This window comes from Streptomyces sp. 2131.1 (assembly GCF_900105515.1).
In the GTDB taxonomy this organism is placed as follows: domain Bacteria; phylum Actinomycetota; class Actinomycetes; order Streptomycetales; family Streptomycetaceae; genus Streptomyces; species Streptomyces drozdowiczii.
The window spans coordinates 3,750,905-3,766,403 of record NZ_FNSY01000001.1; the positions used below are offsets into that span (position 1 = coordinate 3,750,905).

The 15,499-nt window shown below is 73.7% G+C and carries 13 protein-coding genes and 1 pseudogene; all 14 read left to right on the forward strand.

What is annotated here, in order from left to right:
* The first annotated feature begins 777 nt into the window (after positions 1-777).
* The 14 genes and pseudogenes from BLW14_RS16770 to BLW14_RS16835 all read left to right on the forward strand — a co-directional run bounded on the left by BLW14_RS16770 (position 778) and on the right by BLW14_RS16835 (position 15,488).
* Positions 778-1,296: a DUF2617 family protein gene (locus BLW14_RS16770; RefSeq protein WP_093708074.1), complete on the forward strand. Its 519-nt coding sequence runs from the start codon at positions 778-780 to the stop codon at positions 1,294-1,296.
* Between the two features lie 84 nt (positions 1,297-1,380).
* Complete coding sequence (locus BLW14_RS16775; RefSeq protein WP_093708075.1) at positions 1,381-2,979, forward strand: polyamine aminopropyltransferase; 1,599 nt, start codon at positions 1,381-1,383, stop codon at positions 2,977-2,979.
* Positions 2,980-3,061: 82 nt separating this feature from the next.
* On the forward strand, positions 3,062-4,147 hold the full coding sequence (locus tag BLW14_RS16780; RefSeq protein ID WP_093710756.1) for an SRPBCC domain-containing protein: 1,086 nt from the start codon (positions 3,062-3,064) through the stop codon (positions 4,145-4,147).
* A 21-nt stretch (positions 4,148-4,168) separates the two neighbouring features.
* A complete protein-coding gene (locus BLW14_RS16785; protein ID WP_093708076.1) occupies positions 4,169-4,966 on the forward strand; it encodes an aldose epimerase family protein in 798 nt (265 codons plus the stop codon).
* Positions 4,967-5,046: 80 nt separating this feature from the next.
* On the forward strand, positions 5,047-5,586 hold the full coding sequence (gene pyrE / locus BLW14_RS16790) for an orotate phosphoribosyltransferase (RefSeq protein ID WP_093708077.1): 540 nt from the start codon (positions 5,047-5,049) through the stop codon (positions 5,584-5,586).
* A 200-nt stretch (positions 5,587-5,786) separates the two neighbouring features.
* The gene (gene fbaA / locus BLW14_RS16795) at positions 5,787-6,809 is read left to right on the forward strand and encodes a class II fructose-bisphosphate aldolase (protein ID WP_093708078.1); all 1,023 of its coding nucleotides are present in this window, start codon (positions 5,787-5,789) and stop codon (positions 6,807-6,809) included.
* Between the two features lie 80 nt (positions 6,810-6,889).
* Positions 6,890-8,056, forward strand: coding sequence for a MalY/PatB family protein (locus BLW14_RS16800; RefSeq protein ID WP_093708079.1), 1,167 nt, complete (start codon positions 6,890-6,892; stop codon positions 8,054-8,056).
* Positions 8,057-8,103: 47 nt separating this feature from the next.
* On the forward strand, positions 8,104-9,630 hold the full coding sequence (locus BLW14_RS16805) for an MFS transporter (protein ID WP_093708080.1): 1,527 nt from the start codon (positions 8,104-8,106) through the stop codon (positions 9,628-9,630).
* A gap of 88 nt (positions 9,631-9,718) precedes the next feature.
* Positions 9,719-10,132: a DUF3151 domain-containing protein gene (locus BLW14_RS16810; protein ID WP_018522275.1), complete on the forward strand. Its 414-nt coding sequence runs from the start codon at positions 9,719-9,721 to the stop codon at positions 10,130-10,132.
* A gap of 143 nt (positions 10,133-10,275) precedes the next feature.
* Positions 10,276-11,124: a tryptophan 2,3-dioxygenase family protein gene (locus BLW14_RS16815; RefSeq protein ID WP_093708081.1), complete on the forward strand. Its 849-nt coding sequence runs from the start codon at positions 10,276-10,278 to the stop codon at positions 11,122-11,124.
* The gene (gene kynU / locus BLW14_RS16820) at positions 11,117-12,313 is read left to right on the forward strand and encodes a kynureninase (RefSeq protein ID WP_093708082.1); all 1,197 of its coding nucleotides are present in this window, start codon (positions 11,117-11,119) and stop codon (positions 12,311-12,313) included. The genes BLW14_RS16815 and kynU overlap by 8 nt, the downstream gene beginning before the upstream one ends.
* A 212-nt stretch (positions 12,314-12,525) precedes the next feature.
* Positions 12,526-13,401, forward strand: coding sequence for an alpha/beta hydrolase family protein (locus BLW14_RS16825; protein ID WP_093708083.1), 876 nt, complete (start codon positions 12,526-12,528; stop codon positions 13,399-13,401).
* A gap of 103 nt (positions 13,402-13,504) precedes the next feature.
* A pseudogene (locus tag BLW14_RS16830) lies at positions 13,505-14,814 on the forward strand (sensor histidine kinase).
* Entirely contained in the window at positions 14,811-15,488 is a 678-nt protein-coding gene (locus BLW14_RS16835; protein WP_093708084.1) for a response regulator, read from the forward strand. Before BLW14_RS16830 ends, BLW14_RS16835 begins: the two are co-directional and overlap by 4 nt.
* The last annotated feature ends 11 nt before the right edge of the window (positions 15,489-15,499 follow it).

A 15,499-nucleotide genomic window follows, 5' to 3' on the forward strand; every position in this document is an offset into this window, starting at 1 on the left:
GGAGTTGCTCAAGTCTGCTTTGGCCGTACGGGGGCGGGGGCATCTCCCCTGCACGCCGCTACGGGCGCGGAGCGGGGGCCTCGCTTCGGGGGACGGAAGGACGTGAGGTTCATGGGTGGTGTGCTCTTCGGGGTGATTCTGGTCGTGCTGGTCGTGGGCCTCGTCGGAGGGACCGCGCGGGCCGGCGGGCGGGGGCGCGCGTCGTCGCGCAGGCGACGGCGCGGTGCGGCGGGAGGTTCGGCGGCCGGCGGCAGCTGGTGGGCCGGTGGCGGTGACGGGGGCTCGTCCTGCGGCAGCGGCGGGCACTCGGGCGGCCACTCCGGCGGGGGCGGTCACTCCGGCGGGCACTCCTGCGGCGGGGGCCACTCCTGCGGCGGCGGCTCATCGTGCGGCGGGGGTTCCTCGTGCGGCGGCGGGGGCGGATGCGGCGGAGGCAGCTGACACGGGGCAGTCGGTCCGCGCGGGCGTGTCCCCGGACACGCCGCGGAGCCCGGCGGGACACCCGGCGCGCGTGCCAAGTCCCGTCGGGCACCTTTTTGTTGAGCCGTGCGACGGGTCTGCGGTGAACACGTGAGCGGGTGGCCCCCGAGGGGATGGAAACCCCGGCAAGTTGGTCAAAAACGCTGTGAGTGCGGCGTAGTTCGTGATTCCCTCGTTGGAGAGAACATTCAGCCCTCGGACCCCAGTTGGACCTGATCGGGCGCTTCCCACCTCCCACGCGCACGACGCGGGGGCGTCCCCTGTCCACGTGTCCATGCGTGTTTGCGGAGCCGACCCATGCTCACGACCCTTCATACGGCCTATTCCGACACCCGTGCCGCCGACCTGGCCTGGGCGCTGGGGCGCGAACCGCTCCCCGCGCTGGCCGTCCTCGACCTGGAACTCGCCGGTGCCACCATGCAGTTGCGGCTGCTCGGCGCCTCCCACCAGGTCCTCCTGGAGGAGGAGCGCGGCAGCTGCTCCGAGACCGTCGCCTGTATGCCCGGCAGCAGCACCCCACTGCCCCTGGGCGTGGCCAAGCGGATCGGCGACTGGGAGTACGAGTTCGCGGCGCGCGTCGAGACGCTGGGCGCGGGCTCCTTCGCCGGTCGCGCCCAGGAGCTGCTGGCGCTCGTCGCCGACCACCCGCACGGGCTGGCCGGTACGTTCCCGGGCAGCCCGCACGCCTTCACCGCCATGCTCGCCCAGCGGGCCGAGGGCCAGGTGCGGTGGCGCACCTGGCACGCGTACCCGCAGGAGGGGCAACTCGTGGTGACGCGGACCCGGGTGGGCGTGCGCATGCCGGCGGCGCTGTGACGGAGGGCGACTGCGCCTCGGGTGCGCCAGTTACACCCTTGTGGGTGACAAGCGGCACGCAGTCAGTGACGTAGCGTTCGCGGCATGATCGACCAGCAGGTGTCGCTGCGAGGGGGCGCGGCGCGGCTTCCCGTCAGGCCGAGGACCGGTCGGTATCTCGTGCTGGCCGCCGTATTCGTGTGTGCCGCCTGCGGACTGGTGTACGAACTCGAACTGGTCGCCCTCGCCTCCTACTTGATCGGCGACTCGGTCACCCAGGCGTCCGTCGTGCTCTCCGTGATGGTGTTCGCGATGGGGATCGGCTCGCTCCTCGCGAAACGTTTACGCAGCCGGGCGGCGGTGGGCTTCGGGCTGATCGAGGCGGCGCTCGCCCTGGTCGGGGGCTTCTCGGCGCTGGTGCTCTACGCGTCGTTCGCCTGGTTCGGCGAGTCGAGATACGCGCTGGTCGGGTTCTCGCTGACGATCGGCATCCTGATCGGCGCGGAGATCCCCCTGCTCATGACGCTGATCCAGCGGGTGGACCGGCAGGACGCGGGCGGCGCGGTCGCCGATCTGTTCGCGGCGGACTACGTGGGGGCGCTCGTCGGCGGCCTCGCCTTCCCGTTCCTGCTGCTGCCGATGCTCGGCCAGCTCACCGGCGCGCTGCTGACCGGAGCGGTCAACGCGGCGGCGGGCGGGGCCCTGGTGCTCTGGGTGTTCCGGCGCGACATCGCGCCCCGGTCCCGGTGGCTGCTGATCACCGCCAACGTGACGGTGATCGCCGTGCTCGCCACGGCCGCGGTGCTGGCCGACGACTTCGAGCGGGCGGCGCGGCGCGCGGTGTACGGGGACCAGGTCCGGGTCGCCGTGCAGACCGATGTGCAGGAGGTCGTGCTGACCGGGGCCGGCGGCAGCTCCCTGGACCTCTACCTGGACGGGCGGCTGCGGGTCAGCGCGCGCGACGAGTACCGCTACCACGAGGCGCTGGTGCACCCCGCGATGAACGGGCCGCATGCCCGGGTCCTGGTCCTCGGCGGCGGCGACGGCCTCGCGGCGCGGGAGGTGCTGCGCTACCCGGACGTGCGGAGCGTGACGCTGGTGGAGCTGGACCCCGCCGTCACCCGACTGGCCCGTACGGACCACGCGCTCTCCGCGCTGAACGCGCACGCGCTGGACGACCCCCGCACGACGGTCGTGACCGGTGACGCGTTCACCTGGCTGCGGACCGCCCCCGGCCGCTACGACGTGGTGATCTCCGACCTGCCCGACCCCGGTATCTCGGCGAGCACGAAGCTCTACTCGGCGGAGTTCTACGGCCTGGTCTCCGAGGCCCTCGCGGCGGACGGCCGGCTCGTGGTGCACGCGGGCCCGCCTCTCGCCCGGCCGCGCACGTTCTGGACGGTCGACGCGTCGATGCGGGCGGCCGGAATGCACCCGCGCCCCTATCGGATCAGCGGGCGCTCCTCCGGCTTCGCGGTGGGCCCCGACCGGGCCGGGGGCGGTGCGGACGGGGACCGCGGCTGGGGGTTCCTGCTGGCCGGTACGGCCACGAGGCCCACGCTCGGCCTGGCACCCGACGGGCCCGCGCTGCGCTCGCTGAGCGTCCCGGGGCTGCTGGACGCGGGGCGCCTGGCCGAGGCCGGGCGGCTGCCGGGCCTGGCGCCGTCGACGCTGGTGCACCCGCGCTACTGGGAGGAGCGGTGAGGCGGTCGCGAGCCACTGCGGGGTGCGGAAGCGCTGACGAGTCGGCCGGGGCTGAGTAGGCTCGCTTCCCATGGAGCATGAGGTGTTCGTACCGGTTCCGGTCCCGGCCCTGCGGCGGACGCTGGGTGACCCCGCCCGGGTCGCCCGCTGCGTACCGGGGTTCCAGCAGGACGCCGACGTGTCGGCGGACCCCCTGACGGGCCGGCTCAGAATCCGGGCCGGCGGCCACACCATCACCTACCGGGGGGCGCTGCGCCTCACCGCGCTGCCCGGCGACCCGGACGTGGACTCCGTGCACGCCGTCCTGGTGGAGGGCGAGGGCGCGGAAGCCCGGGGCGGCGGTTCGGCGAAGCTGTCGCTGACCCTCCGGCTGACGGAGGGCGAGGAGGGCACGTCGATCGCCTTCGAGGGCACGGCCGGCGGCGACGGGCGCCTGCGCGACCTCGAACCGGCGGCCGCGCTGTCGACGGTCCACCGCCTGCTGGACCGGTTCGCGCAGCAGCTCGTGACGGAGTCGCTGGCCGCCCGGGGCGAGGGCGCGGCCGACGAGGCGTGGGGCGGTGCCGCAGCGGTCCCGGGCGACGCGGCCGGTGCGTCCGGCAGCGTGCCCTCCGGCGGTGCGGCCGCCGACGAGGAGCCGGGCGCCGCCGAGGTCTCCGCCGATGAGCTGGCGGTCGGGGAAGCCGTGGAGCAGGCGCTCGAAGAGGCCGCCGAGGAGGCGGACCAGACCGGCCCCGAACCCGCGGCCGGCTCCCCGCTCAGCGGATCGGGCCCCGTGAGCGGCGCCGACGAGACGCTGCCCACCCACGAGGCCGCCCCCGATGAGGCCCCGGGCGCCGAGCAGCCGGGGGAGGCGGGCGGGCAGGAGCCGGTGGACCCGGAGTCCCTGTTCGACGCGCCCATCCCGCCGTCGTCGCTGGATCCGGTCGCCGGGATCGAGTTCACCGTGCCGGACGGGCCGCCCGCCGAGGCCGCGCACGCCCGGCGCACCATGATCGGGCGCAGCGCGGAGGAGGTCGACCACGCCCCGCCGCGCGGCCGGTACGCCCCCGTGCCCTCGCCCGACTCGGGCGGTGCGGGTGCCACGCTGCGCTGGGTCGCCCCGGCCGCTGCGCTGGCCATCGCCTCGGCGGTGGTCGTCAGCCGGGCGTTGCGGCGCCGGAGGTAGCGGCGCCAGTAGGGTCGTCCCGTGAGCAGCAGCGAGAAGGACGTCCGGCTCTCCGTCGGCGACACAGAGTTGACCGTGAACCCCGCCAACGGCTGCCGTATCAGCAGCCTGCGGATCGGCGGTACCGAACTGCTGCGGCAGGGGGAGCGGTACGGCTGCTTCCCGATGGTGCCGTGGTGCGGCCGGACCGAGAACGGGCAGTTCCGGGACGGCGGCGTCCTCCACCAGCTGCCGCTGACCGCGCCGCCGCACGCCATCCACGGCACCGGCCGCGACACGGCCTGGCGCACGGCCCTGGAGAGCGGGACGCAGGCGTCGTTCTTCTACGACCTGGCCGACCCCTGGCCGTACCCGGGCCGGGTCACCCAGACCTTCGAACTGGCCGAGGACTCCCTCACGTTGGCCTTCGGCATCGAGACGTACGGGAACTCCTTCCCGGCGCAGGCGGGCTGGCACCCGTGGTTCCACCGCCGCCTGGACGGCGGTGAGGAGGTCCGTATCGACTTCGACGCCGCCTGGCAGGAGGAACGCGGCGAGAACCACCTGCCGACCGGCCGCCGGATCCCGCCCCTGCCCGGCCCCTGGGACGACTGCTTCGGGATGCCGGACGGTGTCGACGTCACGCTGACCTGGCCGCGGCAGCTGGAGCTGACGGTGAAGAGCCGGTCCGAGTGGGTCGTGATCTACGACGAGCAGGACGAGGCGGTCTGCGTGGAGCCGCAGTCCGGCCCGCCGAACGGGCTGAACACCGACCCGCGCTACGTCACCCCGATCGAGCCGCTGGAGATCGCCACCACCTGGAGCTGGCGCCGGCTCTGAGCGCGCAACCCGGCCGGCGGGCGGGCGGGACCGGACTCGGGCGGGCCGCCGCGGGAAACGCGCGCCTTATCCTCGTAGCCATGACTGACGTACGCGCTGAGCTGCTCCAGCAGATCAAGGACAAGGCCGTGGTCCACGGCAAGGTGACGCTCTCCTCCGGCCTGGAGGCCGACTGGTACATCGATCTGCGCCGCATCACGCTGGACGGCAAGGCCGCCCCCATGGTCGGCCAGGTCATGCTCGACGTGACGGCGGAGCTGGACTACGACTGCGTGGGCGGCCTGACGCTCGGCGCCGACCCGGTCGCCACGTCGATGCTGCACGCCTCCGCCGCCCGGGGCCAGGAGCTGGACGCCTTCGTCGTCCGCAAGGCGCAGAAGGCCCACGGGATGCAGCGCCGGATCGAGGGCGCGGACGTCAAGGGCCGTCGCTGCCTCGTTGTTGAGGACACCTCGACGACCGGCGGTTCGCCGCTGACCGCCGTCGAGGCCGTGCGCGAGGCCGGTGGCGAGGTGGTCGCCGTGGCCGTGATCGTGGAGCGCGGTGCGGCCCCGGCCATCGCCGAGGCGGGCCTCCCGTACGTCCACGTCTACACGGTTCCGGACCTCGACCTGGCGTGACCTGCGGGTTTCTTCGGAGGCGGTCGGTTTCACGTGAAACCGGCCGCCTTTGTCGTAACCCTGCGAACGGGGACCGCCGATCCTGGGGGACACCGCCGGGTGGAGCCGGAAGCAGAGTCTGGGAAGATGGGGGCGACGATGACGTCGCCCCCAGGTCAGGGACCCAGCACGCACACCCGCACATCCCAAGGAGCGGACAGATGCCCATCGCAACCCCCGAGGCATACGCCGAGATGCTCGACCGGGCGAAGGCAGGCAAGTTCGCCTACCCGGCCATCAACGTGACGTCGACCCAGACCCTGCACGCCGCCCTGCGCGGCTTCGCGGAGGCCGAGAGCGACGGCATCGTGCAGATCTCGACCGGCGGCGCGGAGTTCCTGGGCGGCCAGTACAACAAGGACATGGTCACGGGCGCCGTCGCGCTGGCCGAGTTCGCGCACATCGTCGCCGCCAAGTACGACATCACCGTCGCGCTGCACACCGACCACTGCCCCAAGGACAAGCTGGACGGCTACGTCCGCCCGCTGCTCGACGTCTCCGCCGAGCGCGTCGCCAAGGGTCTGAACCCGCTGTTCCAGTCGCACATGTGGGACGGCTCGGCCGAGACGCTCTCCGACAACCTGGCCATCGCCCAGGAGCTGCTGGCCAAGGCCGCCGCCGCCAAGATCATCCTTGAGGTCGAGATCACCCCGACCGGTGGCGAGGAGGACGGCGTCACCCACGAGATCAACGACGAGCTCTACACGACCGTCGACGACGCGCTGCGCACCGCCGAGGCGCTCGGCCTGGGCGAGAAGGGCCGCTACCTGCTGGCCGCCTCCTTCGGCAACGTGCACGGCGTCTACAAGCCGGGCAACGTCGTCCTGCGTCCGGAGCTCCTCAAGGACCTCCAGGAGGGCGTCGGCGCCAAGTACGGCAAGACCTCCCCGTTCGACTTCGTCTTCCACGGCGGCTCCGGCTCCACCGCCGAGGAGATCGCCACCGCGCTGGAGAACGGCGTCGTGAAGATGAACCTCGACACCGACACCCAGTACGCCTTCACCCGCCCGGTCGCGGACCACATGTTCCGCAACTACGACGGTGTCCTGAAGGTCGACGGCGAGGTCGGCAACAAGAAGACCTACGACCCCCGCACCTGGGGCAAGGCCGCCGAGGGCGGCATGGCCAAGCGCGTCACGGAGGCCTGCGCCAACCTGCGCTCCACCGGCACCAAGCTGAAGTAATTCCGTACGGATGTGTGGCGTGGGCCCGGCACCCCTCGGGGAGCCGGGCCCACGGCATGTCCCGGCCCCGAGGAAGATCTGTGAGCACGTCCTACGACTTCGACACCGTGATCGACCGCCGCGGAACCTGGTGCGTCCAGTGGGACGGGGTCGCGGACCGCTTCGGCGTGGACGGGCTGCTGCCGTTCACCATCTCCGACATGGACTTCGAGACGGCTCCCGAGGTGCTGGCGGCCCTCCGGGCCCGGCTCGACCACGGGGTGTTCGGCTACACGGACTGGCGGCTGGGCGACTTCCGCTCGGCCGTCGCCCACTGGTACGCGACCCGCTACGGCACCACCATCGACACCGGCCGACTGGTCTACGGGCCGTCGGTGCTCAGCCAGTTCTCCCAGATGCTCCAGATGTGGACGGCCGAGGGCGACGGCGTGGTCCTGCACACCCCCACGTACGACGGTTTCCGCAAGGCGGTCCACGGGCTCGGGCGGGAACTGCGCGGCGTGCCGCTCGGGGACACGGACGCGCTGGAGCGGGAGCTCGCGCGTCCGGACAGCAAGGTCCTCGTGGTGTGCTCCCCGCACAACCCGTCCGGCCGGGTCTGGACGGAGGCGGAGCTCGCCGGGATGGCCGCGCTCGCCGCGCGCCACGGGGTGGCCGTGATCAGCGACGAGATCCACGCGGACTTCGTGCACGACGGACGCCCGCACGTGCCCTGGACCCGGGTGGGCGGTGACGAACGCTGGGCCGTCGTCACCTCGGCCTCGAAGGCGTTCAACTTCCCGGCGCTCACCGGTTCGTACGGGCTCATCGGGCGGCCGGAGGACCGGACCGAGTACCTGCGCCGCATGGAGACGGCGGAGGGCCTCGCCTCACCGGCCGTGCTCTCGCTGACCGCGCACATCGCCGCGTACCGGGAGGGCGGGCCCTGGCTGGACGCGGTGCGCGCGTACGTCGCGGGGAACCTGGCGCTGGTCGCCGAGCGGCTGAACACCGCGTTCCCCGAGCTCGCGTGGGAGCCGCCGCAGGCCGGGTACCTGGCCTGGATCGACCTGGGGCGCGCGGGCGTCCGGGACGACGAGGCGTTGCAGCGGGTGCTGATCGAGCGGGAGAAGGTCGCCGTGATGCCGGGCAGCTCGTACGGGGCGGAGGGCTTCGTGCGGCTGAACGTGGGGTGCGCGCGGGGCAAGGTCGAAGCGGGGCTCGACGCGCTGATCCGGGGGGTCGAGGCGGTACGCGTCTCCCCCTGAGGGCCGTCCCGGTGGCCCGGCGGCGCCGTGCCGACGATGCTGAGGGCATGGAGAAGAGCGAGGCGGACGGGCCCGGCATCCGGGTCGCCTCCGCCGCCGGGCGCTGGGTCGTCCTGACGACGGTGCTCGGGTCCAGCATGGCCATGCTCGACTCCACCGTCATCAACGTGGCCCTGCCCCGCATCGGCGAGGACCTCGGCACCGACCTGGCCGCGCTCCAGTGGACCGTCAACGCCTACATGCTGACCCTCGCCGGGCTGATCCTCCTCGGCGGCTCGCTCGGCGACCGCTACGGGCGGCGGCGGGTCTTCGTCGTCGGCGTCGTCTGGTTCGCCGCCGCCTCGCTGGCCTGCGGCCTCGCGCCGAACGCCGCCGTGCTCATCGCCGCCCGCGCCCTCCAGGGTGTCGGCGGCGCCCTGCTCACGCCCGGGTCCCTGGCCCTGATCCAGGCGAGCTTCCATCCCGACGACCGGGCCCGCGCGGTGGGGCTGTGGTCCGGGTTCGGCGGGGTCGGGGCCGCCGTCGGGCCGTTCGTGGGCGGCTGGCTCGTCGACGGACCCGGCTGGCGCTGGGTGTTCCTGCTCAATCTGCCGCTCGCCGCCGTCTGCGTGCCCGTGGCGCTGCGCCACGTACCGGAGTCCCGTGACCCGCACGCGCACGGGCGCTTCGACGTCGTGGGCGCGGTCCTCGGGGCCCTGGCGCTCGCGCTGGTCACGTACGCGCTGATCGCGGCGCCGGGGCGGGGCGCCTCCCCGGTGGTGATCGGGGCGGCGCTGGGCGGGGTGGCCCTCGGGGTCGCCTTCGTCCAGGTCGAGCGGCGCAGGGCGGATCCGATGCTCCCGCCGTCGGTGTTCGCCTCACGGCAGTTCACCGCCGTCAATGTCGTCACCCTGTGCGTGTACGCGGCGCTGGGCGGCTACTTCTTCCTCTCCGCGATCCAGCTCCAGGTCGTCGCCGGGTACTCCGCCCTGGGCGCGGGCGCCGCGCTGCTGCCGACCACGCTGCTGATGCTGCTGTTCTCGGCCGCGTCCGGCGAGCTGGGCCAGCGCATCGGCCCGCGCGTCCCGCTGACCGCCGGGCCGCTGATCGCCGCCGGGGGGATGCTGCTGATGCTTCGGGTGGGGCCGGGCTCGGGCTCCGTCACCGGCTATCTGACCGACGTGCTGCCCGCCGTGGCCGTCCTCGGCGCCGGGCTGGTCACCGTGGTGGCGCCGCTCACCGCGTCCGTCCTGGCCTCCGTGGACACCGCCCGGGCCGGGCTCGCCAGTGGGATCAACAACGCCGCCGCCCGCGCCGCCGGCCTGATCGCGGTGGCCGCGCTGCCGCTGCTCGCCGGGATGGGGCCGGACGCCTACCGGGACGCCGGGGAGTTCGCCGCGACGTTCCGGCGGGCCATGCCGATGTGCGCCGGGCTGCTGGTGCTCGGAGCGCTGATCGCCTGGTCGACCGTACGCAGGCCGTCCGAGCCCGGGGCGGAGGCCGCACGGCGGCCGGAGTGCGCGGTGCACTGCGGTGTCACGAGCCCGCCGCTGGAACCCGCACCGGAGACCGTTCGCCCGGAGACCACGGGCTGAAGCGGCGCTGACCGGAACCCGTCGCCGCACCGGCCCCACTGCCCGCCTGGTTCCCCGGGAGGGGCCCGTGCCAGGCACACTGGGACCCATGTCGATCCACGAGAACCTGCTCGGGGGCCCGCCCCCGACCCACCTGCCCGACGACCCGGAGCCGCGCGAGCTGCTCGCCGCGGGCACCGCGCCCGCCGATGTCGCCGCGAAGTACCCGACCTCCTCGCTGGCCTGGGCCCAGCTCGCCGACGAGGCGTTCGAGGGCGGCCGGGTCGTCGAGTCGTACGCCTACGCCCGCACCGGCTACCACCGCGGCCTCGACGCGCTGCGCCGGGCCGGCTGGAAGGGCCACGGCCCGGTGCCGTTCGAGCACGAGCCGAACCGCGGCTTCCTGCGTGCCCTGCACGCACTCGCGCGGGCCGCGCAGGCGATCGGTGAGCAGGAGGAGTACGAGCGCTGCTCGACGTTCCTGCGCGACTCCTCGCCGACCGCCGCCGAGACCCTCGGCTAGCCCACTCCGTACCGCAGGCCCCGCGACCGCGGGGCCTGCGCGTCTTCGGGGGTGGCGTTTAGGATGCGAACAGGGGACCGGAGCTCCACTTCCTGATGGAAGGGGCGGACCGCTACCCGGAAGCTCGTGTCGAGGAGACAGCGATGTCGACGATTCCCCCCGACCCCGAAGCCACCGGTGCGGCGACCCCGCACCTGGACTTCGCGGGCACGACTCCGTACGAGGACTATGTCCAGGCGGATGTCCTGACCCACCTCCAGCACCTCCGCTCGGACGATCCCGGCGAGATGGTCTTCCTGGTCACCACCCAGGTCATGGAGCTTTGGTTCACCGTCATCGTCCATGAGTGGGAGACCGCCGCGCACGCGATGCGCGAGGACCGCCTGGACGTCGCGCAGGACGCGCTGAAGCGGTCCCTGCGCGAGCTGGAGGCCCTGAACGCCTCCTGGACGCCGCTCGCCCAGCTCACCCCCGCCCAGTTCAACTCCTACCGGTCCTCGCTCGGCGAGGGTTCCGGTTTCCAGTCGGCGATGTACCGGCGGATGGAGTTCCTGCTCGGCGACAAATCCGCGTCCATGCTGGTGCCGCACCGGGGCGCGCCCCGCGTCCACGCGGAGCTGGAGAAGGCCCTCGCGGAACCCGGTCTGTACGACGAGGCCCTCGCCCTGCTCGCCCGGCGCGGGCATGCGGTCCCCGAGGCCGTGCTCGGCCGGGACCTGACCAAGAAGTACGAGCCGTCGCCCGAGGTCGAGGCCGTCTGGGCGGAGATCTACGCCAACCCGGACCAGAACGACGAGCTGGTCCGCCTCGGCGAGGTGCTCACCGACGTCGGCGAGCTGGTGTGGCGATGGCGCAACGACCATCTCCTCGCCACCCGGCGGGCCATGGGCTCCAAGACCGGCACCGGCGGCTCGGCCGGCGTGGCCTGGCTGGAGAAGCGCGCCACGAAGAACGTCTTCCCCGAGCTCTGGACGGCCCGCAGCCATGTCTGACCTGCGGGAGCGCGCACAGGCGCTCGACACCGACGACACCCTCGCACCGCTGCGCGGGCTGTTCACCCTCGACGACACCGTCTACCTCGACGGCAACTCGCTCGGAGCGCTGCCGCGCCACGTGCCCGCCCGGGTGCAGGAGGTCCTCACCCGCGAGTGGGGCGAGCTGCGCATCCGGTCCTGGGTCGAGAGCGGCTGGTGGACGGCGCCGGAACGGATCGGCGACCGCATCGCCCCGATCGTCGGTGCGGCGGCGGGTCAGATCGTCGTCGGGGACTCGACCAGCGTCAACGTCTTCAAGGCCCTCGTCGCCGCGACCCGGCTGGCGCCGGAAGGCCGCGACGAGATCCTGGTGGACGCGCAGACGTTCCCCACCGACGGCTACATCGCCGCCTCGGCGGCCCGGATGACCGGCCACCGGATCATCCCCGTCGCCCCCGCCGACGTACCGGACGCGCTCGGGTCGCGGACCGCCGCCGTCCTGCTCAACCACGTCGACTACCGCTCGGGCCGGCTGCACGACCTGCCGGGGCTGACCGCCGCGGTGCGGGCCGCGGGCGCGATCGCCGTCTGGGACCTGTGCCACAGCGCGGGCGCGCTTCCCGTCGGCCTCGACGAGCACGGCGTGGACCTGGCGGTCGGCTGCACGTACAAGTACCTCAACGGCGGACCGGGTTCGCCCGCCTACCTGTACGTCGCCGAGCGCCACCAGGCGGCCTTCGACTCGCCCCTGCCGGGGTGGACGTCGCACGCCGACCCGTTCGCGATGACGCCGGGCTACACCCCGGCCGACGGCGCGGTACGGGGCCGGGTCGGCACGCCCGACATCCTGTCGATGCTGGCCCTGGAGGCGTCCCTCGACGTCTGGGACGGGGTCGGGATCGACGCGGTGCGGGCGAAGTCCCTGGCGCTGACGGACTTCTTCCTGGAGTGCGTCGAGGCGTACGCCCCCGAGGGCCGGGTCACCTCGGTCACCCCGGCCGCCCACGCGGAACGCGGCAGCCAGGTCGCGCTGCGGTGCGACGACGCCGAGCCCGTGATGACCGAGCTGATCGCGCGCGGCGTCGTCGGGGACCTGCGCCGGCCGGATGTGCTGCGGTTCGGTTTCACACCGCTGTACGTGGGGTTCGCCGACGCGGAGCGCGCGGCGCGGGTGCTGGCGGAGGTTCTGGGCGCCCCGGCGGCGTAGGCTGCCGCATCCGTCCGGTGACCGGCTCGCCCCGGTCACCGGACGGCGCCGTACCGGGGTTCACGCGGTGCGCCCTCCGGTGCGTTCCCGGCGTGCCGATTCCCAGGCGGTCTCGGCGTGCCGATTCCCGGTGGGCGGGGCCCCTCGCCGTACTGGTACCGTCCCCGCAGGTCAGGCCAGTTGGGCCGGACGACAGGGAGGGTGGGAGCAGGATGTCGGACTCCGCCGCGCGCGAGCGGGACGCCGCCGAGACGGAATCGGCCTTCTCGCATCCGGCCGTCCCCCCGGACGGCTCCGCCGCCTACGGCGGCCACCCGGACCAGGTCATCGACTTCTACGCCCCGCGCGGGGGCCGCACCGGTGCGCCCGTCGTCGTCCTGTTGCACGGCGGTGCGTGGCGGGCCCCGTACGACCGGGCGCATGTGTCGCCGTTCGCGGACTTCCTGGCCCGGCGCGGGTTCGCCGTCGCCAGCGTCGAGTACCGGCGCGGCAGCGAGCTTCCGCAGCAGCGCGGCTCCGGGCCCGTCGCGGGCCGCTGGCCGGAGACCTTCGACGACGTCGCCGCGGCGATGGACGCGCTGCCGGAGCTGCTGGCACGGGAACTGCCCTCGGCGGACGGCCGCCGGATCGTGGTCACCGGGCACTCGGCGGGCGGGCAGCTGGCCCTGTGGGCCGCCGCCCGGCACGTCCTCCCGGAGGGCTCGCCGTGGCGGCTGCCGAGGCCGCCCGCGCTGCGCGGTGTGGTGGCCCTCGCGCCGATCGCGGACTTCGCCTCCGCGGCGGCGCTCGACGTGTGCTCGGGGGCGGTCGGGCAGCTCCTGGGCCCGGCGGAGGACTTCGCCGGGCGGAGCGCGTACGCGGACCCGTCGCGGCTGCTGCCCACGGGCATCGCGACCGTCGTCGTCCAGGGCACCACGGACCTGACGGTGCCGGTGGCCGTCTCCGAGGCGTTCGTGGACACCGCGGCGAAGGAGGGCGAGACGGTGGGGCTGACGCTGCTGCCGGACGTCGGCCACTTCCCGCTGATCGACCCGGCCGCCGACGCGTGCGCGGTGGTCGCCGAGGAGATCGCCCAGCTCGCCTGGTAGGCCGCGCGGTGCCCGTACGGTGCCGCGTAGTACTTGCGACGGACGGCCGGGAATCCGTATCGGGGCCGACGACCCGGCCCGCCGGTCCGCCTACCGTGGACACGTGACCGAGACCAAGACCAGAAGCCCGGAGCTCCGGTTCGCCGACGGTGCGATCGCAGACCTGCGGCAGGACCTCTTCCAGGACGCGTTCGCCTACCGGCCGATGGCGCCGATGCGCACCGACGGGCGCCTGACCCGGCGGCTGCCGGGGAGGCTCGGGGCCGGGGCCGCGTGGATTCCGCACGCCCTGGTACTGGGCGCCGCACTGATCACCTTCATGGCGGGGTTCACCGAGACGGGCAACGCCGGTGTCCTGCTGTCCGGGCTGCTGCCCGCCATCTGTGTGGCGATGACGCTGATCAGGCCGGTCGGGGCGTTCTGGATCGCCATGGCGCTGATGCCGGTGAACGCCGTCCTGAGCGGCGAGGGGCCGTGGGGGCGAGCACCTTCTTCTCCCACCTGGTGGTGCTGTTCGTCGTGGCGGCCAGGACCCGGCCGCGCACCGCCGCCTGGATGTGGGCCCTCACGCTGCTGCTGGGGCTCGTCGTCGAGGGCGTCGTCACCGGCGGGGACGGCGGCTCGAGCACCGCGGCCATGGCGGTGGTCTCGGCGTTCGCGCTGCTCGTGGTGAGCCTGGTCCAGGTCCGGCGGGAGGCGCAGCGCGAGGTCACCGTGCAGCGCACCGTGACCGCCGTCGAGCGCGACCGGCGCACGCTGCTGGAGGAGCGCACCACGATCGCCCGGGAACTGCACGACGTGGTCGCCCACCACATGTCCGTCGTCGCCATCCAGGCCGAGGCCGCCCCGTACCGGGTGGAGAACCCGCCGCCGGAGCTGGAGCAGGTCTTCGTCACGATCAGGGAGAACGCCGTGGCCGCGCTCACCGAACTGCGCCGGGTGCTCGGCGTCGTCCGGGCCGACGACTACGAGGCACCGGACGCGCCGCAGCCCACCCTCGCCGACCTCGACCGGCTGCTCGCCAACGTCGCGGACGCGGGCCTGGTGACGGAGAAGGCGGTGACCGGCGCGGTGCGCGAACTGCCGCAGGGCGTCGAGCTGTCGGCGTACCGGATCATCCAGGAAGCGCTCAGCAACAGCCTGCGGCACGCCCCGGGGGCCACCGCGAGGGTCGAGATCGGCTACGTCCTGGGCGGCCTCGGCCTGCGCGTCGTCAACGGGCCGCCCACGGCTCCGGTGAAGCCGTCGCCGGGGGCCGGACACGGCATCACCGGGATGCGGGAACGGGTCGCGATGCTGAACGGCGAGATGACCGCCGGGGCCACCGCGGAGGGCGGCTACGAGGTCACGGCCTTCATACCGGCTCAGCCCACCGGTTCCGGCGCGTCCGGCGCCGTGGTGGAGCAGGCATGACGACGTCGGCCACCGCCCCGATCCGGGTCCTGATCGTCGACGACCAGATGATGGTCCGCGAAGGCTTCTCGGTCCTGCTCAACGCCATGCCGGGCATCGAGGTCGTCGGCGAGGCGGTGAACGGCCGCGAGGCCGTCACCCAGGTCGCCGCGCTCCGCCCCGACGTGGTGCTGATGGACATCCGCATGCCCGAGCTGAACGGCATCGAGGCGACCCGTGAGATCGTCGCCGCCGACGGGGACGCGAAGGTCCTGGTCCTCACCACCTTCGACCTGGACGAGTACGTCTACCAGGCGCTGCGCGCGGGCGCCTCCGGCTTCCTCCTCAAGGACGCCTCGGCCCGCCAGCTCGCCGACGGCGTACGCGTGGTCGCGTCCGGCGAGGCCCTGCTGGCCCCGACGGTCACCCGGCGCCTGATCACCGAGTTCTCCAAACTGGCGTCGGCCCCGCGCCCGCCAGCCCTCGCCCGGGTCGGTGACCTCACCGAGCGCGAGACGGAGGTGCTGGTCCTCATCGCCCAGGGCCTCTCCAACGCGGAGATCGCCGCGCACCTGGTCGTCGCCGAGTCCACGATCAAGACCCACGTGAGCCGCATCCTGGTCAAACTCGGCCTCCGGGACCGCACGCAGGCCGCCGTCTTCGCGTACGAGGCCCGCTTGGTCACTCCTTCCTGAGCGGGGCGGGG

Bases quoted from the DNA above. Each gene is read 5' to 3' on its own strand.
- BLW14_RS16770 (WP_093708074.1), top strand. From the start codon at position 778: ATGCTCACGACCCTTCATACGGCCTATTCCGACACCCGTGCCGCCGAC.
- BLW14_RS16775 (WP_093708075.1), top strand. From the start codon at position 1,381: ATGATCGACCAGCAGGTGTCGCTGCGAGGGGGCGCGGCGCGGCTTCCC.
- pyrE (WP_093708077.1), top strand. From the start codon at position 5,047: ATGACTGACGTACGCGCTGAGCTGCTCCAGCAGATCAAGGACAAGGCC.
- fbaA (WP_093708078.1), top strand. From the start codon at position 5,787: ATGCCCATCGCAACCCCCGAGGCATACGCCGAGATGCTCGACCGGGCG.
- BLW14_RS16805 (WP_093708080.1), top strand. From the start codon at position 8,104: ATGGAGAAGAGCGAGGCGGACGGGCCCGGCATCCGGGTCGCCTCCGCC.
- BLW14_RS16810 (WP_018522275.1), top strand. From the start codon at position 9,719: ATGTCGATCCACGAGAACCTGCTCGGGGGCCCGCCCCCGACCCACCTG.
- BLW14_RS16815 (WP_093708081.1), top strand. From the start codon at position 10,276: ATGTCGACGATTCCCCCCGACCCCGAAGCCACCGGTGCGGCGACCCCG.
- kynU (WP_093708082.1), top strand. From the start codon at position 11,117: ATGTCTGACCTGCGGGAGCGCGCACAGGCGCTCGACACCGACGACACC.
- BLW14_RS16825 (WP_093708083.1), top strand. From the start codon at position 12,526: ATGTCGGACTCCGCCGCGCGCGAGCGGGACGCCGCCGAGACGGAATCG.
- BLW14_RS16835 (WP_093708084.1), top strand. From the start codon at position 14,811: ATGACGACGTCGGCCACCGCCCCGATCCGGGTCCTGATCGTCGACGAC.